20 protein-coding genes and 1 pseudogene are annotated in these 20638 nt (G+C 73.7%); 15 read left to right on the top strand and 6 right to left on the bottom strand.

Going from position 1 to position 20638, the window contains the following annotated elements:
- The first annotated feature begins 92 nt into the window (after nucleotides 1-92).
- The 4 genes from ACFCY1_RS13190 (at nucleotide 93) to ACFCY1_RS13175 (ending at nucleotide 3356) form a co-directional block, all read left to right on the top strand.
- The gene (locus tag ACFCY1_RS13190; protein WP_049649217.1) at nucleotides 93-689 is read left to right on the top strand and encodes a cupin domain-containing protein; all 597 of its coding nucleotides are present in this window, start codon (nucleotides 93-95) and stop codon (nucleotides 687-689) included.
- 172 nt (nucleotides 690-861) lie between these two features.
- A complete protein-coding gene (locus tag ACFCY1_RS13185) occupies nucleotides 862-1812 on the top strand; it encodes a DMT family transporter (RefSeq protein WP_375874557.1) in 951 nt (316 codons plus the stop codon).
- 231 nt (nucleotides 1813-2043) lie between these two features.
- Nucleotides 2044-3216: an acetyl-CoA carboxylase biotin carboxylase subunit family protein gene (locus ACFCY1_RS13180; protein ID WP_375874556.1), complete on the top strand. Its 1173-nt coding sequence runs from the start codon at nucleotides 2044-2046 to the stop codon at nucleotides 3214-3216.
- The gene (locus ACFCY1_RS13175; protein ID WP_158077743.1) at nucleotides 3216-3356 is read left to right on the top strand and encodes a hypothetical protein; all 141 of its coding nucleotides are present in this window, start codon (nucleotides 3216-3218) and stop codon (nucleotides 3354-3356) included. The genes ACFCY1_RS13180 and ACFCY1_RS13175 overlap by 1 nt, the downstream gene beginning before the upstream one ends.
- A 112-nt stretch (nucleotides 3357-3468) precedes the next feature.
- Here ACFCY1_RS13175 and ACFCY1_RS13170 read toward each other — a convergent pair whose 3' ends face one another.
- From ACFCY1_RS13170 to ACFCY1_RS13150, 5 genes are all read right to left on the bottom strand, one after another.
- Nucleotides 3469-4428: an alpha/beta hydrolase gene (locus ACFCY1_RS13170; RefSeq protein ID WP_375874555.1), complete on the bottom strand. Its 960-nt coding sequence runs from the start codon at nucleotides 4426-4428 to the stop codon at nucleotides 3469-3471.
- Nucleotides 4429-4529: 101 nt separating this feature from the next.
- Nucleotides 4530-5192 carry a nitroreductase gene (locus tag ACFCY1_RS13165; RefSeq protein WP_049649215.1) on the bottom strand — a complete coding sequence of 221 codons (663 nt, stop codon included), beginning with the start codon at nucleotides 5190-5192 and terminating at the stop codon, nucleotides 4530-4532.
- Between the two features lie 128 nt (nucleotides 5193-5320).
- On the bottom strand, nucleotides 5321-5932 hold the full coding sequence (locus ACFCY1_RS13160) for a flavin reductase family protein (RefSeq protein ID WP_375874554.1): 612 nt from the start codon (nucleotides 5930-5932) through the stop codon (nucleotides 5321-5323).
- Nucleotides 5933-5991: 59 nt separating this feature from the next.
- Nucleotides 5992-6735, bottom strand: coding sequence for a tryptophan 2,3-dioxygenase family protein (locus ACFCY1_RS13155; RefSeq protein WP_375874553.1), 744 nt, complete (start codon nucleotides 6733-6735; stop codon nucleotides 5992-5994).
- Nucleotides 6736-6748: 13 nt separating this feature from the next.
- A complete protein-coding gene (locus tag ACFCY1_RS13150) occupies nucleotides 6749-7651 on the bottom strand; it encodes a thioesterase II family protein (RefSeq protein WP_375874552.1) in 903 nt (300 codons plus the stop codon).
- Nucleotides 7652-7875: 224 nt separating this feature from the next.
- Here ACFCY1_RS13150 and ACFCY1_RS13145 point away from each other — a divergent pair, with 224 nt between their 5' ends.
- Nucleotides 7876-9072 carry a cytochrome P450 gene (locus tag ACFCY1_RS13145; RefSeq protein WP_074004079.1) on the top strand — a complete coding sequence of 399 codons (1197 nt, stop codon included), beginning with the start codon at nucleotides 7876-7878 and terminating at the stop codon, nucleotides 9070-9072.
- A 52-nt stretch (nucleotides 9073-9124) separates the two neighbouring features.
- Entirely contained in the window at nucleotides 9125-9337 is a 213-nt protein-coding gene (locus tag ACFCY1_RS13140) for a ferredoxin (protein WP_049649205.1), read from the top strand.
- Nucleotides 9338-9413: 76 nt separating this feature from the next.
- On the opposite strand, the gene ACFCY1_RS13135 is transcribed toward ACFCY1_RS13140, so the two are convergent.
- The gene (locus tag ACFCY1_RS13135; RefSeq protein ID WP_074004396.1) at nucleotides 9414-10301 is read right to left on the bottom strand and encodes a sigma-70 family RNA polymerase sigma factor; all 888 of its coding nucleotides are present in this window, start codon (nucleotides 10299-10301) and stop codon (nucleotides 9414-9416) included.
- A gap of 138 nt (nucleotides 10302-10439) precedes the next feature.
- On the opposite strand from ACFCY1_RS13135, the gene ACFCY1_RS13130 reads away from it, so the two are divergent.
- From ACFCY1_RS13130 to ACFCY1_RS13090, 9 genes and pseudogenes are all read left to right on the top strand, one after another.
- Nucleotides 10440-12074: an MFS transporter gene (locus tag ACFCY1_RS13130; RefSeq protein WP_375874551.1), complete on the top strand. Its 1635-nt coding sequence runs from the start codon at nucleotides 10440-10442 to the stop codon at nucleotides 12072-12074.
- Nucleotides 12075-12500: 426 nt separating this feature from the next.
- Nucleotides 12501-12881, top strand: coding sequence for a winged helix-turn-helix domain-containing protein (locus tag ACFCY1_RS13125; protein WP_198959425.1), 381 nt, complete (start codon nucleotides 12501-12503; stop codon nucleotides 12879-12881).
- A gap of 345 nt (nucleotides 12882-13226) precedes the next feature.
- Nucleotides 13227-13706, top strand: a pseudogene (locus ACFCY1_RS13120) (sigma-70 family RNA polymerase sigma factor); the annotation flags it as partial.
- 367 nt (nucleotides 13707-14073) lie between these two features.
- Nucleotides 14074-14661, top strand: coding sequence for a flavin reductase family protein (locus ACFCY1_RS13115; RefSeq protein ID WP_375874567.1), 588 nt, complete (start codon nucleotides 14074-14076; stop codon nucleotides 14659-14661).
- Complete coding sequence (locus ACFCY1_RS13110) at nucleotides 14658-15728, top strand: LLM class flavin-dependent oxidoreductase (RefSeq protein ID WP_375874566.1); 1071 nt, start codon at nucleotides 14658-14660, stop codon at nucleotides 15726-15728. Before ACFCY1_RS13115 ends, ACFCY1_RS13110 begins: the two co-directional genes overlap by 4 nt.
- A complete protein-coding gene (locus tag ACFCY1_RS13105; RefSeq protein ID WP_375874550.1) occupies nucleotides 15725-17539 on the top strand; it encodes a non-ribosomal peptide synthetase in 1815 nt (604 codons plus the stop codon). The genes ACFCY1_RS13110 and ACFCY1_RS13105 overlap by 4 nt, the downstream gene beginning before the upstream one ends.
- Nucleotides 17540-17700: 161 nt before the next feature.
- Nucleotides 17701-18876, top strand: a complete 1176-nt coding sequence (locus ACFCY1_RS13100; protein WP_375874565.1) for a cytochrome P450 — start codon at nucleotides 17701-17703, stop codon at nucleotides 18874-18876.
- Between the two features lie 15 nt (nucleotides 18877-18891).
- Nucleotides 18892-20232: an NAD(P)/FAD-dependent oxidoreductase gene (locus ACFCY1_RS13095; RefSeq protein WP_049656276.1), complete on the top strand. Its 1341-nt coding sequence runs from the start codon at nucleotides 18892-18894 to the stop codon at nucleotides 20230-20232.
- A 66-nt stretch (nucleotides 20233-20298) separates the two neighbouring features.
- The gene (locus ACFCY1_RS13090) at nucleotides 20299-20625 is read left to right on the top strand and encodes an antibiotic biosynthesis monooxygenase (RefSeq protein WP_049656274.1); all 327 of its coding nucleotides are present in this window, start codon (nucleotides 20299-20301) and stop codon (nucleotides 20623-20625) included.
- Nucleotides 20626-20638: the final 13 nt, after the last annotated feature.

Here is a 20638-nt window from a genome sequence, read left to right as displayed (position 1 = left end):
CATCGGTAAGCCGTGTGCGGGAAAACCGCATGCACGGATTGAAAGGGGACGGAGGAACCGGGCTCGCAGGAGCACCGCGCCTCCAACTACCAATGGCTGATTCGGCACCCTCCACCGGCGCTCCCGGACCCCGCGATCCGGAGCTGGGCTTCCCGCGCCCCGGCGAGGTGCTGCAGCGGCTGCGCACCCAGCGCGGCATGTCGCTGCGGCAGGTGGCCGCCGAGTGCGGGCTGTCGGTCTCCTTCCTGGCTTCGCTGGAGCGCGGGGAGACCGACATCGCGCTGGAGCGGCTCGGCCGGCTCGCCCGGGTGTTCGGCCACGACGTCGGTTCCTTCCTGGGCTTCTCCCGGGGGCGGGCGACTCCCGCGCTGTTCCCCCGGGAGGGGCAGGAGGAGCTCCAGCGGGCCCCGGGGGTGGTCTACCGGGTGGTGCGCTCCCCGGAGCTCGGCTACCAGGTGGTCACCGGTGACTTCGCGCCGCACAGCGGTCTCGGCGAGGAGCTCCAGCACGAGGGGTCCGATCTGATCACCGTCACCCGGGGTGAGCTGGTGGTCCGTTACAACGGGGTGGACCACGTGCTGGGAGCCGGCGACAGCATCCAGTTCTCGGCCGGCCATCCGCACAGCTTCCGCAACGAGACGGACGAGCCGGCCCAGCTGGTGGGGGTCCTCTTCTCCAGCCTCTACTGACTTCCGGGCGTCGCCGCCTGCTCGCCAACTGCCCCACGGACAGCGGTCCGTGGGGCAGTCGGCGTTTCGGTCCCGGGATGTCGCCGCAGGGCCTGCCCGTCTCGACGTGAGCGATATTCTGCTCTACGGTGCTCTATATCGAACAATCGAGGAGATCCAGAGGAGCTCGGAGATGACGATGCCGACCCCGCCGCTCGAGGGCGCCGCGCGCGAAGCCGTCCCGGACGCAGGCCCGCCCGTGGGGACCGGCGAGCGGCGGGGCCGGGGGACCGGCGCGGCCCCGCGTGCGGCGCTCGTGGTGGTCTGGAGCTCCGGATTCATCTCCGGCAAGCTCGGCCTGCGGCACGCCGCGCCGTACACCTTCGCGACCTTACGGTTCGCGATCGCCGGGCTGGTACTGCTGGCGATCGCCGGAATCCGCCGGGAGCGCCTGCCCCGCGGGCGCCTGCTGCTGCACCTGGCGGTGGCGGGTGTGCTCGTCCAGGGCGTGCAGTTCTCCAGCATCTACATGGGCATGAAGCTCGGGGTGTCCTCCGGGCTCGCCGCGCTGGTCATCGCGCTCTACCCGCTGACCACATCGCTGCTGGCGGTGCCGCTGCTCGGTGAGCGGGTCACCCGCGGCCAGTGCCTGGGCCTGGTGCTCGGGATGGGCGGCGTCGCGCTGGCCGTCGCCGACCGGATCGACCTGTCCGGCGGCTACCTGCTGGGCCTCGGCTTCCTGCTGCTGGGCCTGCTCGGCATCTCGTACGGCACCGTCCACCAGAAGCGCCATTGCGCGCGGATGGAGCCGGTGGGCGGCAACGCGGTGCAGCTGCTGGCCGCCGCGGCGGCGGCGCTGGTTCCCGCGCTGCTGGTCGAGGGCTGGTCCGTGGAGTTCACCGCCTCGTACTGGCCGGTGCTGCTGTGGACGGCGCTGATCAACTCGATCGTCGGCGTGGGCCTGCTCTACCACCTGCTGCAGCGGCACGGCACGAGCCAGGTCAGCAGCCTGTTCTACCTGGTCCCGATGTGCACCGCCGCCTTCGCCGCGGTGCTGCTCGACCAGCCGCTCGGCGCGCTGACCCTGGCCGGGCTGGTCCTCGCCTCGGCCGGCACCTTCCTGGCGAACCGTGTCCACCGCTGAACGGCGGGAGGGCCGGGCGCTCGACCCGGCCCTCCCGCGCCTCCCTCAGGCTCCGGCCGCCGCCCGCTGGACCGTTTCCCGCTGGTCGGCGATCAGGTCCTCGATGTCGTCGGCGCAGTCGCCGCACCGGTGTTCGCTCCGGTGGCCCCGCGCGCCGCCCGCGCCGACCCCCACCGGCGCACCGACCGACACCCCTCCCGCACCGCACGTCCACTGTGAGGCCGACCCATCATGACCAACGTCGCCGTGCTCAACTACGGCCAGGGCCACGACTACCCCGGGATGTTCCCCGAACTCGCCGACAAGCTGCAGGTGTTCAGCCAGAACGAGCTCAAGAACACCGAGCGGCTGGCCCGTTACGAGTACGTCCCGGACTCCGACGCCGTCCCCTACGCGGAGCTGGCGATCCGCCGGCTGCACCGGCAACGGCCGTTCACCCACATCATCACCGACAACGAGTACGACCTGGAACGGGCCGCCCGGATGCGCGCGGACTTCGGCCTGGGCGGCCAGACCCCGGACAGCGCCCGGTCGTTCCGCGACAAGGCGGTGATGAAGGAGGTCGCTGGCCGGGCCGTGCCGACCGCCCGCTGGGCCCGGCTCGACACGGTCGTCGACCTCACCGGCTTCATCGAGGCGGTCGGCTACCCCGTGGTCGTCAAACCGGTCAGCCAGGGCGGCTCGCGGGACATCGCGGTGCTGCACGGGGACGAGGAACTGCTCGCCTTCGCCCGGCGGCGCTGGCGCGAGGACCTGATGGCCGAGGAGTTCGTCGACGGCCCGATGTACCACGTCGACGCGGTGCTCGGCGACGGCTACCGCTTCGTCGCCTCCTCCCGCTACCTGCGCAGCTGCCTCGGGGTCTTCACCGGGCAGAACAACGGCTCGGTCCAGCTGCACCCGGAGAGCGGGATGGCCCGGCGGCTGGAGGAGTTCCTCGACCGGACGCTGTCCGCCTTCGACGTCCCGCCGGTCAGCGCCTACCACCTGGAGGTGTTCCACACACCGGACGACGAGCTGGTGATGTGCGAGATCGCCTCGCGGGTCGGTGGCGACCGCATTCCGTGGCTCACCCGGGCCACCTACGGGGTGGACCTGCACACCTCGGTGCTGCGCCAGTCCGCCGGGCTGCCCGTCCAGCCGCCGCCGGCCGCGCCGCCGACCGAGGTGCACGGCTCGGTGTCCGTCCTGCCGCAGGGGCGGCCGGTACGGGCGCCGGGGCGGCCGCCGTTCCCGTGGGTGCGGCACTACCAGGTGAACGAGGAACTGGAGCCCGGGGCGGTCACCCTCTACAGCGCCTCGCACCTGTGCTTCGTGATCGTCGCCGGTGCCGACGCGGAGCAGGTCGAGGAACGGTTGTTGCGGGCCGAGGCCTGGCTGATGGCGAACCTGGAGGAGTGCTGATGCCGTACAGGATCCTGGTCAACGCGAAGAGCGACCCGGGCGGGCCGGGCTACCACCAGCGGTTGACCGGCGAGGAGCACTCCGCGGAGGCGGTCAACACCGCGCCGGCTGCCCTGCGTTCGGCGGGCCGGCTGGTCTGACGGTGCGGCGCCGACCGCTGGTCAGCACTCTGGTCCGGCGTCCGACCGGTCCGCCGGGCCAGCCGTCCGAGTCGGGACGCTGGAACGGTTCCACCCCCTCCGGCCTGCGGTTTCACTCCCGACTGGAACGGCCGGCCGGAACGCTCCGGGGCCTGCCGCGGGCGAGTGCGGCCAGGACGGCGGTGCCGAGGGGGGAGCCGGGGGCGGCGAGTGCGTAGGGGAGGGAGAAGTGGTTGTGGGCGGGGGCGACGAGGTCGGTGAGGGCGGTGCGGGGGCGTAGGGCGGCGGCCATCAGGGCGTGTTGGCGGGCGTACTCGGCGGTCTCGTCGGCGCCGCGGGCGAGGACGACCGGGGGCAGGCGCGGCGGGAGGTGGTGCAGTGGGCTGTTGCGGTGGGCGGCGGCCGGGTCGAGGGCGAGCGCGTCGTTGACGTAGCAGAGGCGGACGGGTTCCAGGTCGTACATGCCGCTCAGCAGGGTGGCGCCGGCGATCGCGGCGGAGACGTCGGGCCCGTGGTGGGGGGTGCCGGGGACGCGGGGGAGGAGGGCCATGGCGGCGAGGTGGGCGCCGGCGGAGTGGCCGGCCAGGTGGAGGCGGTCGGGGGCGAAGCCGAGGGCGTCGGCGTGGCGGTGGAGCCAGTGGACGGCGCGCCGGACCATGGCGACCATGTCGTCCAGCCGGGTGGCGGGGGCCAGGCCGTAGCCGACGACCGCGACGGCGGCGCAGGCCCGGAGCAGCGGCGGGGCGGGGAAGGCGGAGTCGTCCTTGGACAGTTCCTGCCAGTTGCCGCCGTGGACGAAGACCTGGAGCGGGGGCGGGCCGTCAGGGCCGTCGGGGGCGGGGAAGTAGTCGAGGGTCTCGGCCGGGTGCGGGCCGTACGGGAGGCCGGTGAGGACGGGGTGGCGGCGGCGGGCGTTCGCGCTGTCCCGTGTGTAGCGGTCCAGGTAGGCCCGGAGGTCGGGGACGCGGTGGCTGGGGGTGTACTGGCGGTCGAGGGCCGCGCGGTCCATGCCCCGGTAGACGGGGACGGGGGCGCGGCCGGGTATGAGCGTCGGGGCCGGGCTCTCGGGCACGGGAGGTCGCCTCCGCGGTACGTCGGTGGAGCCGTCGGACGTGGAGCCGCCGGACGGTGAAGGGGCAAGGAGGTGAAGGGGCAAGGCGGTGTCGGGAGCGGTCAGTCGAGGATGGTGACCGTCTGGTCGAGCGGAGCCCGGCCCACCCGGTAGCGGGGGGCGGCCGGGTCGGGGTGGCCCACGGAGAGGCCGCAGAAGAGCACGAGGGAGGCGGGCGGCGACAGGACGTCCGCGACGGTGCGGTGGTAGACGGACCAGGCCATCTGCGGGCAGCTGTGCAGCCCTTCGGCGCGCAGCAGCAGCATGACGGTCTGCAGGTACATCCCGAGGTCGGCCCACTGGGCCGGGCCCATCGACCGGTCGATGTAGCTGAACAGCGCGGTGGGCGCGCCGAAGCAGTCCCAGTTCCGGACGACGGCCCGCTGCCGGGCGTCCCGGTCCTCGCGGGGGATGCCGAAGGCGCGGTAGCGCTGTTCGGCGGCCTCCCGGCGCCGTTCCTGGTAGGGGGACTTGAGTTCGGGCGGGTACATCTCGAACTCGGGGTCGTCGCCCTGGTCGCCGGAGGAGGCGCGGGCGACGGCGAGCCGCTTGAGCCGTTCCAGCCGCTCCCCGGTGACCAGGTAGGTGTGCCAGGGCTGGAGGTTGGCGCCGGAGGGGGCGCGGGACGCGGCCGCGAGCACCCGTTCGAGCACCTCCCTCGGCACCGGTTGGTCGGTGAACCCCCGCACCGCCCGACGGGTCTCGACAGCCTCGTAGACGTCCACCAGCCGTGTCCTCACACCTCGCCCGACCGTTCCGGGGCCGCGTCCGGCACTGCCGGGCGTCCCGTTGCTGCAACGGTTCGGGCGCGGAGGAGGTGACGGCCGGGGGCCGAGGTCCCGCCGGACGGGTGTCAGCCGCCGACGGCGTAGCGGTCCAGGGTGCGGACGTACTCGGCGGCGCCCATCCGGCCGACCGACCCCAGCCGGTCCAGGTCGAGGTGGAAGCCGGTCTCGTCGACCAGTCCCTCCTCCGCGACGACGTGGACGACCTCGCCGATGACCACGGAGTGGTCGCCGACCGGCACCACCGAGGAGGTGCGGCACTCGAAGGCGAGCGGCGAGCCGTCGATGCGCGGCGAGCGGACGGCGTGGCCGGGCACGGCGCGCAGCCCGGCCAGCTCGTACTCCGACTCGCCGTACGGGAGCGGTTTCGCCGTGGTGGTGGCGGCCTCGGCGTGCTTCTCGATCAGGACGTTGACGGTGAACTCCCCGGTGCCGCCCTCGGCGGGGAGGCGGGCGTTGCGGCAGGAGTCCTTCTCGGTGCCGTCGGCCCGCCGGCTGGCGCAGAAGAGCAGCGCCATCGGGGAGTAGCCCACGGCCGTGTAGTACGAGAAGGGCGCCAGGTTGACGGCCCCGCCGGGGGAGACCGTGCTCACCATGGCGATCGGCCGGGGGACCACGCTCCACAGCAGCAGGCGCTGGCGCTGGCGGGCGGTCATGGATGCCACGTCGACGTGCAGCATGGCTCGGTCGCTCCTACGGACTTCGGGTTCGGACGTCGGGTGACGGGGAGGCAGGGGCCCTACACCGGGCTGGTGGCGAGCACCTCGGTGTGCGGGTTGCCGCGCAGCTGCCGCAGGTCGCGGAACGGGAGGGTGATCCGGCGCAGCAGGTAGTCCTCCCCGGAGGTGCCGCCGGTGCCCTGCTGCCCGCCGACCATCTTGGTCACCAGGCCCAGGTGGGCCACCTTCCAGCGCCAGTAGCCGTTGCCCACGTCGAGCAGCGCCTCGGCGACCCGGTGCGGGCCGCCGCAGGCGACGCCGAGGCGGCAGACGTCGGCGGCGCTCAGGCCCTGCCGGTGGGCGTCGGCCAGGAAGGCCCGGTACAGCTCGCTCGTCTCGGTGCCGTCCTCCAGCAGTCGGCCGAGCGCCCGGAACTGCTGCGACTGGGCGCCGCTGGCGGTGCCGAGGTAGGGCCGGAACCGGACGAAGTGCCGCAGCGGGAGGCGTTCCAGGACGATCACCTGCTCGTGCAGGACGCGGAGCAACTCGGCGGCCCGCTGGAGGAGTTCGACCCCGTCCTCGGCTCCGCCGGCCGGGTCGCCGGGGGCGTTCAGGAGGTCCCGGGCCAGCCGCAGGTCGGCCACGATCTGTTTGAGCCACAGCTCGCAGGACTGGTGGGCGACGATGAAGAAGTGCTCGGCCAGGGCGACGCTCCGGTCGGTGGACTCGGGGAAGCGGGTCTGCTGGAGCGAGAGCAGGGTGTCCATCTGGAGGTAGGTGGAGTAGGTCAGGTCGGTCATCGTCTCGGTGACGGCTTCGGTCATGGTCAGCTCCGCATCAGAGGGCCCGCGCCGGGCGCGGGGTGGAGTCGCCCGGGGTGGAGTCGCCCGGGTCGGCGGTGCTCGGGACGTCGGTGCTCGGGACGGCGGTGCTCGGGGCGGGGAGGCGCGGTGCCGGGGCGGCCGTCGCGCCGGTGGCCGCCGCGTCGACGGTCACCGCGTCGAGGAAGGCGGCGAGGTCGGCGAGGACGCCCTCGGGGTGCTGGAACAGGTGGAAGTGGTGGCCCTCGCGTTCGAGGAGGCTGAACGGCCCGGTGGTGACGGCCGCCCACTCGGCGACCAGGGCGCGGTCGACCAGCGGGTCCAGGGTGCCGTGGTGGCAGCGGACCGGGCAGGCCAGCGGCGCGGTCCGCGGCTCCACCCGGTACTGCTCGTGCGCGGTGAGGTCCGCGCGCAGGACGGGCAGGACGGCCTCCGCGACCTCCGGTTCCTCGGGGAGGTCCGGGTCGATGCCGCCCAGGGAGCGGATCAGGGACCACAGGACCTCGTCGGACAGTCCGCCGGCCCGGATCCGTCCGGCCCGGCCGGGCGGCGGGCAGCTGGAGGCCAGCAGGCCGGCCGGCGGGCGCCCCAGGGTGCCGAGGGTGACGGCGGTCTCGTAGCCGACGAGGGCCCCGAGGCTGTGCCCGAACAGCACGGTGGGCAGCGGCGGCAGGCGCAGGAGTTCGGAGGCCAGCTCCGCGCTCAGCGCGCGCACGTCGGTGGACGGCGGTTCGCCGAAGCGGTCGCCGTGCCCCGGGTACTGCACCGCCAGCAGCTCGACGGTCGGGGGGAGGGCGGTGGACCACGGGCCGTAGCCGGCCGCGCTGCCGCCGGAGTGCGGGAGGCAGACCAGCCGTGCCGTGGCCGCGGGCGCTCGGACCAGTGTCCGCAGGCAGTGGTCGCGGCGGGTACGAAGCATGACGGAACTCCTCCGCTTCGGAGTACGGGTGCTTCGGCAGGTGTCCGCAATCTTTCGGCTCTTCCTCCCTGACCGGACCGGCCACGAAAGAGTTCTGACACAACTGAAAGAGATCCGACACAACTGGCGCGGGCCGGTTCGGGCCTCTGTGAGGATCCGGTCACCGGGCCCGTGCCGAGCACTGCACGCAGTGCGTTTCCCGTCTTCCGTGGGGTTTGTGGACGATGAGCCGAACCGTGACCGCCTCGCTCGACCTGACCGACTCACGCACCTTCCTGGCGCACGATCCCTTCGAGTTCTTCGCCGGGGTACGGGCGAACGAGCCGGTGTACTGGCACGCCGCCGCGGCCGACCGGCCGGGCTTCTGGGTGGTGGCCGGGTACGCCGACGTGGTCGCCTGCTACGGCGCCGCCGACGCGCTCGCCTCGGGCCGCGGCACCGTGCTCGACGTGCTCCTGCGCGGCGACGACTCGGCCGGCGGCCGGATGCTCGCCGTCACCGACCGCCCCCGCCACCGCGGGCTGCGCGCGCTGCTGTGGCGGGCGCTGTCGCCGAAGGTCCTCGACACCGTGGCCCGCAAGGTCGAGCGGCGCACCGCCGGACTGGTCGGCGCCGCGCTCGACGCCGACACCGTGGACTTCGCGACCGACGTCGCCGAGCACGTGCCGATGAACACCATCTGCGACCTGCTGTCCGTCCCGGAGGCGGACCGGCCGGACCTGCTGCACTGGAGCAAGGGCGCGCTGACCGGGGCGGACGAGCTCGACTCGCTCGAGTCCCGCAACGAACTGGTGCTGTACTTCATGGACTTGGCGCAGCAGCGGCGCGAGTCCCCGGGCGAGGACGTGATCAGCACGCTCGCCACCGGCCTGGTCGACGGCGAGCCGCTGAGCCTGGACGACATCGCGCTCAACTGCTACAGCCTGATCATCGGCGGCGACGAGTCCTCCCGGGTCTCCGCCGTCAGCACGGTCAAGGCGCTGGCCGAGAACCCCGCGCAGTGGCGCGCGCTCCGGGACGGCCGGGTGGACCTCGACTCCGCCGTGGAGGAGGCCCTGCGCTGGGCCACCCCGGCGTTCCACTTCGCCCGCACCGCCACCCGCGACCAGCTGATCGGCGGTCAGGAGGTGCGGGCGGGGGACATCGTGTCGCTGTGGAACATCTCGGCCAACAACGACGAGCGGGCGTTCGCCGAGCCGCGCTCCTTCGACCTCTCCCGCTCCCCGAACAAGCACGTCGCGCTGGGCCACGGCGCCCACTTCTGCCTGGGCGCCTTCCTCGGGCGGGTCGAACTGCGGGCGCTGCTGGGCGTGTTGGCCGAGGCGGTGCGCGGCGTGGAGGTGACCGGGCCGGCCACCCGGATCCGGTCCGCCTTCCTCAACGGCTACAGCTCCCTGCCGGTGCGGCTGCTCCCGCGCTGAGCATCCCGGGCGGGGCCCGGGAACCGGAAACGAACGGAGAAGAGGGACAACCATGCGGGTGACGGTCGACCGACAGCGCTGTATCGGCTCGGGGATGTGCGTGATCACCGCGGACGAGGTCTTCGCCCAGCGGGACGAGGACGGCACCGTCCGGCTGCTCGGGGCGGAGGTGGCGGACGAACTCGGGGACCGGGTGCGGCAGGCCGCCCACCTCTGCCCCTCGCGGGCGATCACCGTCGGCGTCGGGCCGGAGGTGGAGCGGTAGCGCGCGCAGCTAGCCGGGGCGCCCCCCGAGGGAGGCGCCCCACCGGCGTTCCCGGACCCTTCCCGGACCGCCCCCGCTACGCGGTGAACGCGGCGAAGTCGACCGCGCCGACCCGCTCCGGGTCCAGCAGGATCTGGATCCGGGTGATCCGCCCGCCGCGCACCGAGAAGCCCATGACCGAGGTCGGCGCGCCGTCCCGGGTGACCAGGGCGCCGGGGACGCCGTTGACCAGCACCGGGAAGACCGCCACCCCGCCCTGGCGGAACAGCGAGGCGCGCCCCGCCACCGGCCGGGCACCGCGGATCGAGGCGGTGGCGGCGGCGAGGGCGGGCCCGCCGTCCGCGCGCAGCTCGACGTCCGGGTCGAGGACGGCCACCAGCCCGTCCAGGTCGCCGTCCCGGGCCGCCGCGAAGAAGGCGTTCACCAGCGTGCGGCGGGTCGCGAAGTCGCCGCCGGAGTCCGCCTCGCGCTCCTCCTGCACCCGGCGGCGCCCCCGGCTGGCGAGCTTGCGGGCCGCCGCCGGGGTCTTCCCGACGACGGCCGCGATCTCGTCGAAGGGCAGGTGGAACATGTCGTGCAGGACGAAGGAGACCCGCTCGGCCGGGGCGAGGGTGTCCAGCACGATCAGCAGGGCGAGGCTGACCGAGTCGCTCAGCAGCGCCTCGTCCTCCGGGCCGTTGGACGGCTCCTGCCCGACGACGACGTCCGGCAGGTGCACCCCGACCGGGTCCTCGGGCCGGGCGGCGCGGGAGCGGAGGATGTTCAGACAGATCCGGCCGATCACCGTGGTGAGCCAGCCGGCGAGGTTCGCCACCTCGTCGGCGTCGCTGCGGCTGAGTCTGATCCAGGTCTCCTGGACGGCGTCCTCGGACTCCGCGTGCGAGCCGAGCATGCGGTACGCCACGGCCCGCATGTGCGGCCGGTGCCGCTCGAACTGCTCTGCCAGCCGATCGTGGTCGGGCACGGTCACATTCCTCGGTCGGGAGGGGTCATCACTACGGGGGCGGCGAGCCGCCCCCGTCGTTCGTGGACCTTACTTGGAGCGCGGGATGATCACACTGGGTATCACACATATCACACGACTCCGGAGGGGCGAGAGGCCATGACCCTCTCCCTCACGGAGTCGCGACGCCGGCGGCTGACCCTGTTCGCGATGTGCATGGCCACGTTCATGACCTCGCTCGACCTGACCATCGTGAACGTGGCCCTCCCGTCGATGCAGAGCGAACTGCACATGGGCGCCGCCGAGCTGGAGTGGGTGATCAGCGCGTACTCGCTGAGCCTGGCCGCGGTCATCCCGGCCAGCGGGGCGCTAGGCGACCGGTACGGCCGCAAGCGGATCTTCCTGACCGGGATGGTCGTCTTCTCGATCGGCGTCGTCGCCTGCGCCGTGGCCTGGAACGCGCTCTCGCTGATCGCCTTCCGGGCGGTGCAGGGCCTGGGCGGGGCCGCGATGCTCGCGCTGGGGCTGTCCATCATCACAGAGACCTACCCGAAGGAGCAGCGGGCCTCCGCGATCGGCGCCTGGGCGGCGATCGGCGGCACCGGCTTCGGCGCGGGCCCGGTCGGCGGGGGCATCCTGCTGACCTTCTTCGGCTGGCAGTCGGTCTTCTGGATCAACCTGCCGTTCGCCGCCCTGGGCATCGCCTGCACCTTCCTGGCGGTGCGGGAGTCGCGCAACCCGCAGGCCCGCCGGCTCGACGTGCCGGGGATCGTGCTCAGCGCGCTCGGGCTGGTCTGCCTCACGCTCGGCTTCGTCGAGTCCGCCGACCACCCGTGGGGCTCGGCCGTGGTGGCGTTCCCGCTGGCGGCCGGGGTGGTCCTGCTGCTGGCCTTCCTCGGGTGGGAGCGCCGTGCCCCGCACCCGATGATGCCGCCCGCCCTGCTGCGCGCGCGCAGCTTCGCGAGCGCCTCGGGGATCTACCTGCTGTGCTACGGCGGCATGAGCGGCGCGCTGTTCTGGGTGACGCTGTACTTCCAGGACGTGGCGGGCTGGTCGGTGCTGCGCACCGGGCTGTCGTGGCTGTTCATGAACATCCCGTTCCTCACCATGGCGCAGTTCGGCGGCCGCCTGGACTCGCGGTTCCGCTCGGTGACGGTGGCCGTCTCGGGGATCCTGCTGGCCGCGGTCGGGGTGTTCCTGCTCAGCCGGGCCGGGACCACGCCCTTCGCGGTCAGCGCGCTCGGGTACGTGCTGTACGGCGGCGGGTTCGGCACCTTCGTGCCCGCCGTGACCCACGTGGCCATGCGGGACGTGCCCCCGGGGGCCTCCGGCGCCGCCTCGGGCGTGCTGAACGCCTCGCGGCAGATCGGCAGTTCGGTGTGCCTCGCGGTGCTGGGCGCCGTCGGCGTCAACTCGGCGGTCTCCGCCTGGCAGGAGAAGACGGCCGGGCTGGACGGGGCCCAGCGGGCCCAGGTGCTGGAGCGGTCGCGGGAGGTCGGCGGCGGCCGGCTGCACACGGTGGTGGAGGCGCTCGGCGAGCCGTTCCGGCAGCCGGCCGTCGACTCCTTCCTGCACGGCTACCAGCTGTCGATCGGGATCGCCGCCGCGGCCACGGCGGTGGCGGCGGTGCTGGCCTGGGCCGGGTTCCGGCAGCGCGCCGGACAGCTGCCGGCCGCCCCGGAGCCGGCCACCCCGGAGTCGAGTACTCCGGAGCCGGCCGGACCCCGACCGGCGGGCGGTTCGTCCGCCGACGAGGTGACGGTGGCCGGAAAGGGTCTGCGCCCCCGCCCGTGACCCATGTCACGCGGGTGCGCGGATAGAGCTCGGGCAAGGTAGGAGGTGGTCCGAACCACCGGTACGTCGCGCCCGCTCCCGGATTCCAGGGGGCGGGCACGGCGCTGCCGAGGGCCGAGTGCCCAGCAGCAAACGTGTGCTTACCAGTCGGTGAACGTGTGCAACCGGGCCTTGCGGAGCCCCGCCCCGGCGGGAGGCCGCGGGCCCGGCCGTGAGCCGCGCCGGGCGTCGATTCCCACTGCCTTCGGGGCGGTTCGTACGAGAAAGCAAGGAAAGCCGAGACTGCCTTTTTCTCTGACGAGGGAGACACCCTTGAGCAAAGGTGTCACGTTAATACGATGGCCCATCGAGGCGGACAAACGGAATCACTGCCGAAAGGCGGGAATTCCCTGCCTGCTCGTCGTGGAGGCCGGCAATGACGCTCCCGTGTGCGTCGACCCCGGGGAGGACTGGATCAGGTCGCCGGCCCCGCGCGGGGACGTCGAGGCGCGCATCCAGGCGCTGTCCCAACGCGTGTACGGGCGCAGGGTCCCGACCGTCGATTCCACCGGGGTGCTCTGCTTCGGCGGCAACTCGGTCGCCATCTCCACCACCCAGGTGGGGATCATGGAGGAACTCGTCGCCCACTACGGCGAGGTGGTGTACCGGGCCGAGCTGGAGCAGCAGGTGGTCCGGGCCACCGGAGCGATCTCCAGGAACGCCCTGGACCTGCAGATCATGCGGCTGCGGAGGCGGATCTCCGAGGTCGGCCTCTGCATCCGGACGGTGTGGGGCCGCGGCTACATCCTGGAGGCGGACGGCCTGTGACCGGCGGCGCCGACCGCGGCTGACACCCCGCGCGGGCGGCACACCGCGAAGCCCGTACGCCGTACAGCCGGCACGCCGCCACCCCGGCGTGCGGCCGGTGCCCTCTGCCCGTACCTCACACGGGCAGAGGGCGTCCCGCCGGGCCGGGCTCAGGCGTCGAGCGAGGCCTGGACGTCCAGGGTGATGTGCGGGTCGGCCTTGTCGATGCTCCAGGTGCCCGCGGTGTACGCGGGGATCTCGGCGACGGCCTCCGTCATCGGAACTCTCCTTCGAACGGTCGTGAGTCACAAGCCCCGCGGTGCGCGGGTCATCAGTACGACGGACCGTGAACCCGGAAGGTGACCGATGGATCAGCGCCAACTGCTGGCGGAATTCTTCGAGGAGAGCCGAACGGCGCTGCTGGGGCTCGCGTACCGCATCCTCGGCTCCCGGGAGGAGGCCGAGGACGCGGTGCAGGAGACCTGGCTGAGGCTGGACCGCGCCGACACCACGGCGGTGCGCAACCTGCCCGGCTGGATCCGCACCGTCGCCTCCCGGGTCTGCCTGGACGCGCTGCGCAGCCGGTCGGGGGGCCAACAGCGTTGCGGGGGCGAGGAGTTGACGCAAACCTGCGGCCCCGGCGCGGAGGCGGACCCGGAACAGGAGGCGCTGGCGGCCGAGTCGGTGGGCCTCGCGCTGCGGGTGGTCCTGCACGCGCTGAGCCCGGCCGAGCGGGTCGCGTTCGTGCTGCACGACGTCTTCGGGGTGCCCTTCGACGAGATCGGCGCGCTCCTCGACCGCAGCCGGACCACCGCCAAGAAGCTGGCCAGCCGGGCCCGGCAGAAGGTGCGGTCCCCGCTGGAGCGGCACCCGGTGGAGCCGGAGCGCCACCGCGAGGCGGTGGCGGCCTTCCGGCTCGCGGCCGCCACCGGGGACACCGGGCTGATCGCCGCCGCCCTGGCGCCCGACGTGGTGCGGGCCGCCCCGGCCCCGACTCCGGCCCCCGCCCGGCCGCCCCGACCAGCGCGGACGGAGCGCCTCTTTCGCAAATCTTTTTCCGCCGAACGGCCCGGCCGGGGCCCGTGCCAGAGTCGGTGTGCGGCGGCCGAGGACCAGGCCGCGCACCAGGACGTACGCCGTGACCAGGACGTACACCGTGACCGAGGACAGCGCGACCGTCGGTTCCCGACGGGACGCCAGGAGGTTCCTCCCCATGCCCCCCACGCCCATGACGGGGGCCGGCGGCCGCACGACGGCCGGACCGGTCTCCGCGACCGCGTTCAGAACCCTGATGGCGGGCTTCCCCGCCGGCGTCGCCGTCATCACCGCCGTAGACGAGGCCGGCCGGCCGTACGGCACGACCTGCACGGCGATCTCCAGCGTGTCGGCCGACCCGCCCACCCTGCTGGTGTGCATGCAGCGCTCCAGCCGTACCCTCGCCGTCCTCGAACGGAGCGGCGGCTTCGCGGTGAACCTGCTCGACGACCGGGCCCGCGCCGTCGCCGAACTCTTCGCCGCCCGGGGGCCCGACCGCTTCGAGCACGTCGGGTGGACCGCCCGCCCGGACTGGGCCGGCCCGCACCTCGACCGGGCCGCGCACTCCGTCGCCGACTGCCGGATCACCGGCTCGGTGACCGTCGCCGACCACGTGGTGCTCTTCGGCGAGGTCTACCGGGCCGCCGCGGCGGACGACGGACGGCCGCGGCCGCTGGTCCACGGACTGCGCGCGTACTGGTCCCTCGGCGGCCGCGGCGCCCTGCCCGACGCACCACCGGACCCGACCACGGAGGCCCAGAGATGACGACCTACGGAATATCCCTGCTGCCCGACACCCCGCCGCTGGTGCGCAGCGCCGAGGAGTACTACGGCAACCTGCTGGCGGTGTCCGAACTGGCCGACGACCTCGGCCTCGAGTACGTCAAGATGACCGAGCACTACCTGCACGCCTACGGCGGCTACTGCCCCGACCCGCTCGCCTTCCTCTCCGCCGTCGCCGCGCGCACCAGCCGGGTGCGGCTGATGACCGGCGGCATCCAGGCCTCCTTCCACCACCCGATCCAGCTCGCGGCCCGCACCGCGCAGCTCGACGCGCTCAGCGGCGGCCGGCTGGACGTCGGCTTCGCCCGCGCCTTCCTGCCGTACGAGTTCGACGCCTTCGGCATCGACCTGGACAGCAGCAAGGACCGGTTCCGGGCGGTGGTGGACGCGGTGGTGCGGCTGTGGACCGAGTCCCGGGTGAGCGAGGACACCCCCTTCTTCCGCTACCGGGACGCCGACTCCCTCCCGCTGCCCACCCAGGACCCCCACCCCCCGGTGTGGGCCGCCGCGCTGATCACCCGCTCCAGCTTCGAGTGGATCGGCGACTCCGGCTACAACCTGCTGATCGCCTCCGCCCCCAGCCGCGAACAGGTCGGCCAGGTACGGGAGATGATCGACCTGTACCGGCAGCGCTTCGCCGCGGCGCCGAAGAACGCCGGCCGCCGGCCCCAGGTCGCGATCAGCGTCGCGCTGTACCTGGCCGACTCCGACGAGGAGGCCGTGGCGGAGGGCAACGCCGCGCTGCGCCGGCACTGGGACACCTTCGGCGCGGCCGCGGAGTCCTGGCGCGAGCGCAGCTCGACCTCCTACCAGGGCTACCGCGAGGCCATGGTCGACAAGCACCAGGCCGGCCCCAGCGAGGCGGCGGGCCTGGCGGTGATCGGCTCCCCGCGCAGCGCTGTCGAGCAACTGCGGCGCATCGAGGCCGAGTTGGGGACGGACGTGGTGCTGTTCCAGCTCGACTACGGCCAGCAGTCGCTGGAGAGCATGGCGCGCAGCCTGAAGCTGTTCGCCACCGAGGTCCGCCCGCGGCTGGGCGAGGCGCCGTGACCGCGTCCGTCCGTACGGTGGCCGCGCCCGCGGCCGCGCGAGCCCGTACGGTCGCCGAACTGTTCGAGGAGCAGGCGGCGCTCCGCCCCGGGGCGACGGCCGTGCTGTACCGGGACACCGCGCTCGACTACGGCCGGCTCAACGCCCGGGCCAACCGGCTGGCCCGGCTGCTGATCGACCGCGGCGTCGGCCCGGACCACCTGGTGGCGCTGGCCGTGCCGCGCTCGCCCGAGCTGGTGGTGGCCCAGCTCGCCGTGCTCAAGGCGGGCGGCGCCTACCTGCCGCTCGACCCCCGCTACCCCGCGTCCCGCAAGGCCTTCATGGTGCGGGACGCGGCACCGCGGCTGCTGCTGCGCACCGCGGCCGCCCGGCCCGAGGGCGTGGAACTGGACGAGGTCGTGCTCGACTCCGCGGAGTGCGCGGCGGCCTGCGCCCGGTACGGCGACGGGAACGTCCGGCAGGACGAGCGCCTGGCTCCGCTGTCGCCGCACCACCTGCTGTACGTGATCTACACCTCCGGCTCCACCGGCACGCCGAAGGGCGTCGCCGTCCCCCAGGAGGGTGTCGCCGACCTGGTCGCCACCCAGGCCGAGCACCTGCGCCCGGCCCCCGGCGAGCGGGTGCTCTCCTGGGCCTCGGTCAGCTTCGACGCCGGGTTCTGGGACCTCTCGCTGGCCCTGCTGCACGGCGCCGCCCTGGTGGTCGCCGACGACGAGGACCTGCTGCCGGGCGACGCCCTGCACGGGACGCTGGCCAGGCACGCGATCGACCACGCCACCCTGCCGCCCGCCGCACTGAGCGTGACGGACAGTCAGAACGTGCTCCAGGGCGGCACGGTGACCTCTACCGGCGACGCCTGCACCCCCGCACTGCTGGGCGCCTGGGCGCCCGGGCGCCGGATGTTCAACGGCTACGGCCCCACCGAGGTGACCGTCGGCTGCACCCTCGCCGGGCCGATCGACGCGGCGGACGGGGTCGACATCGGCGTCCCCTGGACCGGGGCGCGGGTGTACGTGCTGGACGAGCGGCTGCGGCCGGTGGCCGACGGCGCGGAGGGCGAGCTCTACCTGGGCGGCTCCGGGCTGGCCCGCGGCTACGTCGGCCGCCCCGGGCTGACCGCGACCCGCTTCCTGCCCGACCCGTTCGGTCCCCCCGGCGCCCGGATGTACCGCTCGGGCGACCGCGGCCGGCGCACCGCCGACGGCCGGTTCCACTTCGCCGGCCGGGCCGACGGACAGGTCAAACTACGGGGATTCCGGGTCGAGTTGGGCGAGATCGAGGACCGGCTCACCCGGCAGCCCGACGTGGACCTGGCCGCGGTGCTGGTGCGGGGCGGACAGGCCGACGCGCGCCTGGTCGGCTACGTCACCCCGAGCCCCGGCGCGGCCCTCGACCCCGCGGCGCTGCGCGCCCGACTCGCCGACGTGCTGCCGGAGTTCATGGTGCCGGCCCGGATCGAGGTGCTCGACGCCTTCCCCACCACCCCGAACGGGAAGATCGACCGCGCCGCCCTGGACCGCGCCACCCCGGACCGTCCTGCCTCGGACCGTCCTGCCTCGGACCGTGCGACCGGATCCGACGGCGGTGCGGAGCCCGGTTCCCGGGAGGAGCGGCTGTACCGCACGATCGCCCGGCTGCTCGACCTGCCGCGGGTCGAGCCGGAGGCCAACTTCTTCGACCTGGGCGGCAATTCACTGCTGGCGGGGCGGCTGATCGGCGCGCTGCGCGAGGAACTCGGGGTGCGCGTGCCGATCCGCTCGGTCCTCGCGGCACAGGACCTGCGGGAGATCGCCCGGGCCCTGCACGGGTGACAGACCACGAAGGGCCGCCCGGCGGGACCCCGCGCGGCGCGGCGAGGAAGGGAGATTCCGTGACCATCGACGACGCGACCGGTTCCGCGACCGGGTCCGCAACCGATTCCGCTGGCGACCCCGCCGGCGGCTCCGCGACCGGGCAGCTCACCCGCTTCCCCATCCTGAAGGAGCCCGCCTGCCCCTTCGACCCGCCCTCCGCCATGCGCGAGCTCGGCGCCGGCCCGGTCCGGGTCCGGCTCTGGGACGGCAGCACCCCCTGGCTGGTCACCGGCTACGACCTCGGGCGCAAGCTCCTGGTCGACCCCCGGGTCAGCGCCGACTCGACCAGGTCCGGCTACCCGCACTTCGACCTGGGCAGCCGCGAACGGCGCAAGGACGGCCGCTCCTTCGTCGCCCTCGACGACCCCGAGCACGCCCGCCAGCGCCGGATGGTCTCCCCGCCCTTCGCGATCCGCAACATCGACGCGCTCAAGGACGAGGTCGCCGACATCGTCAACGGGCTCATCGACGAGTTCCTCACCCGGCCCCGGCCCGCCGACCTGGTCGGCGGCCTCGCCTTCCCGACCTCCACCAAGGTGATCTGCCGGATGCTCGGCGTCCCGTACGCCGACCACGAGTTCTTCCAGGACGAGAGCACCCGGATGCTGCACCGGGACAGCTCGCCCGACATGGTGGTCGGCGCCCAGGAGGCGCTGCGCGGCTACCTGCGGGAGCTGATCGACCGCCAGCTGCGCGAGCCCGCCGACGGCCTGATCTCCGAGGTGATCGAGACCCAGGTCCGCCCCGGCGCGCTCAGCCCAGAGCAGCTGTCGTACATCTCCATGACGCTGCTGGTCGCCGGCCTGGAGACCACCGGGAACATGATCGCCCTCGGCACGCTGGCCCTGCTGCGCAACCCCGAGCAGCTGGCGGTGCTGCGGGAGACCGACGACCCGGGCGTGGTCAACCGCGCCGTCGACGAGCTGCTGCGCTACCTCAACATCTCGCACTCCGGCCGCCGCCGGGTCGCCCTGGAGGACATCACCGTCGGCGACGTCGTCATCCGGGCCGGCGAGGGCATCATCCTGACCAGCGAACTGGCCAACCGGGACCCGGAGAACTTCCCCGACCCGGACCGCCTCGACATCACCCGGGACGCCGCGCACCACCTGGCGTTCGGCTTCGGCCCCCACCACTGTCTGGGCCGCCCGCTGGCCGTCCTCGAACTCCAGACCGTCTACGGCACGCTCTACCGGCGGATCCCCACGCTGCGCCTGGCCATCGACTTCGCCGACGTCCCGTTCAAGTACGACGGCGTGGCCTACGGCGTCCGCGAGCTCCCGGTCACCTGGTAGCGGCGGGAGGCCCCGATGAGCGACTCGTACGGGCCCGCGACGGCGGGCGGCGGCATCGTGGTGGTCGGGGCCGGGCTGGCCGGCCCGGTCGCCGCGCTCTACCTGGCCCGGCGCCACGGCCGGGTGACCGTCCTGGAACGGCACGCGGACCCCCGGCGGATCCCGGCCGGACAGGGCCGGTCGCTGATGGTGATCCTCTCCGAGCGGGGCCGGCGGGTGCTGCGGGAACTCGGCCTGGAAGCGGCGGTGCGGCGGATCTGCGCGCCGATCACCGGCCGGTGCGGGCACCTGCCGGACGGCAGCACCGCCGTCACCCCGTACAGCCGGGACGGCGCGGCGATCTGGGCGGTCGAGCGGCAGGCGCTGCACCGGCTGCTGCTGGACGCGGCCGAGGCCGAGCCGGGGGTCGACCTGCGCTTCGACCACCCGGTGCTGGCCGTCGACCCGGCGGCGCCCGCGCTGCTGGTCGGGGCGGGCGGCGCCGAGCGGTGGGTGCGGTGCCGGCACGTCATCGGCTGCGACGGCGTCCACTCGGCGGTGCGCGGCGCCCTCGTCGAGCGGGGCGCCCGGGCGCGGGTGAGCACCCTGGAACTGGCCTACCAGGAGATCGTCCTGGACCTGCCCGACTGCGACCGCGGGGTGATGCACTACTGGCCGGCCGGGGACGCGCTGTTCGGGGCCTTCCCGCAGGTGTCCAGCCGGCGCTTCGCGGGCTCGGTGTTCTTCCGCCGGGAGGGTCCGCGCCCGTCCTACCGGGCCGCGGTCGGCGGGCGGGCCCTGGCCGAGCAGTTCGCCGCCGTCTTCCCCCGGCTGGCGGCCGGAATCCCGGACCTGGAGGAGCAGTTGGGCGCCAAGCCGGTCTCCGCCGTCCGGCTCACCCGGTGCGACCGGTGGGTCCTGGGCGGCACGGCCGCGCTGGTCGGCGACTCCTGCCACGCGATGGCGCCGTTCATGGGCCAGGGCATGAACGCCGCCTTCGAGGACGTCCGCACCCTGGTCGCCTGCCTGGACCGGGAGCGGGACTGGGAACGGGCCTTCGCCGCGTACGAGCGGATCCGCAAGGGCGACGGCGACGCGATCGCGGACATCTCCTACCGGCACTACTGGACGATGTCCCGGCTGCCGGACCCCAGGCACGAGGCGGAGGAGGCCATCGCGCGCCGACTGGTCGACCTGATGCCGGAGCGGTTCCGGCCCCTGTACGAGCGCTGCGCGTTCAGCGAGGAGAGCTACTCCCTGGCGCTCACCGAGGAGCACCGGCTGCGCGAGCTGGCCCGGCGGATCCTCAGCCGGCACGGCGCCGGCGCCGCCGAGCTGCCCGACCCGCAGCTGCGGGCCTTCGCCGGGGCCGGCTGAGCCGCCAGATCTGCACGAGTCGCGTGAACTGTCGTGTCACCAGCCGGAACTGACGGGAGATCAACGATGATTCTGGTCGTTTTCAGGTCGCGCTTCTCGGAGCAGTACGACCACGAGTACGAGACCACGGAGGACTACCTCGCCAAGAAGGTGCGGGCGGTCTACGGGGACGACCTCGTCCAGGTTAAGAACTACGAGACCGAGGACGGCGAACGCCTCGCCCTGGTGTGGTGGCGCGACCCCGAGACGCTGGCGCGGTGGCGCGCCGACGTGGAGCACCACAACGCCCAGCAGCAGGGGAAGGAGAAGTGGTACGCCTTCTACGAGTTGACCGTCGCCGAGGTGATCCGGACCAGCTCGACCTTGGAGCCCGAGGCGTACCCGGCGCCCTGAGCCCGCTGTCCCG

The sequence above is a fragment of the Kitasatospora sp. NPDC056273 genome, from assembly GCF_042268845.1.
Lineage (GTDB): Bacteria > Actinomycetota > Actinomycetes > Streptomycetales > Streptomycetaceae > Kitasatospora.
This window is presented reverse-complemented; position numbering and strand designations above follow the sequence as displayed.

Bases quoted from the DNA above. Each gene is read 5' to 3' on its own strand.
- ACFCY1_RS13155 (WP_375874553.1), bottom strand. From the start codon at position 6,735: ATGACCGAAGCCGTCACCGAGACGATGACCGACCTGACCTACTCCACC.
- ACFCY1_RS13110 (WP_375874566.1), top strand. From the start codon at position 14,658: ATGACGACCTACGGAATATCCCTGCTGCCCGACACCCCGCCGCTGGTG.
- ACFCY1_RS13145 (WP_074004079.1), top strand. From the start codon at position 7,876: ATGAGCCGAACCGTGACCGCCTCGCTCGACCTGACCGACTCACGCACC.
- ACFCY1_RS13095 (WP_049656276.1), top strand. From the start codon at position 18,892: ATGAGCGACTCGTACGGGCCCGCGACGGCGGGCGGCGGCATCGTGGTG.
- ACFCY1_RS13160 (WP_375874554.1), bottom strand. From the start codon at position 5,932: ATGCTGCACGTCGACGTGGCATCCATGACCGCCCGCCAGCGCCAGCGC.
- ACFCY1_RS13185 (WP_375874557.1), top strand. From the start codon at position 862: ATGACGATGCCGACCCCGCCGCTCGAGGGCGCCGCGCGCGAAGCCGTC.
- ACFCY1_RS13090 (WP_049656274.1), top strand. From the start codon at position 20,299: ATGATTCTGGTCGTTTTCAGGTCGCGCTTCTCGGAGCAGTACGACCAC.
- ACFCY1_RS13115 (WP_375874567.1), top strand. From the start codon at position 14,074: ATGCCCCCCACGCCCATGACGGGGGCCGGCGGCCGCACGACGGCCGGA.
- ACFCY1_RS13175 (WP_158077743.1), top strand. From the start codon at position 3,216: ATGCCGTACAGGATCCTGGTCAACGCGAAGAGCGACCCGGGCGGGCCG.
- ACFCY1_RS13140 (WP_049649205.1), top strand. From the start codon at position 9,125: ATGCGGGTGACGGTCGACCGACAGCGCTGTATCGGCTCGGGGATGTGC.
- ACFCY1_RS13150 (WP_375874552.1), bottom strand. From the start codon at position 7,651: ATGCTTCGTACCCGCCGCGACCACTGCCTGCGGACACTGGTCCGAGCG.
- ACFCY1_RS13130 (WP_375874551.1), top strand. From the start codon at position 10,440: ATGACCCTCTCCCTCACGGAGTCGCGACGCCGGCGGCTGACCCTGTTC.
- ACFCY1_RS13180 (WP_375874556.1), top strand. From the start codon at position 2,044: ATGACCAACGTCGCCGTGCTCAACTACGGCCAGGGCCACGACTACCCC.
- ACFCY1_RS13190 (WP_049649217.1), top strand. From the start codon at position 93: ATGGCTGATTCGGCACCCTCCACCGGCGCTCCCGGACCCCGCGATCCG.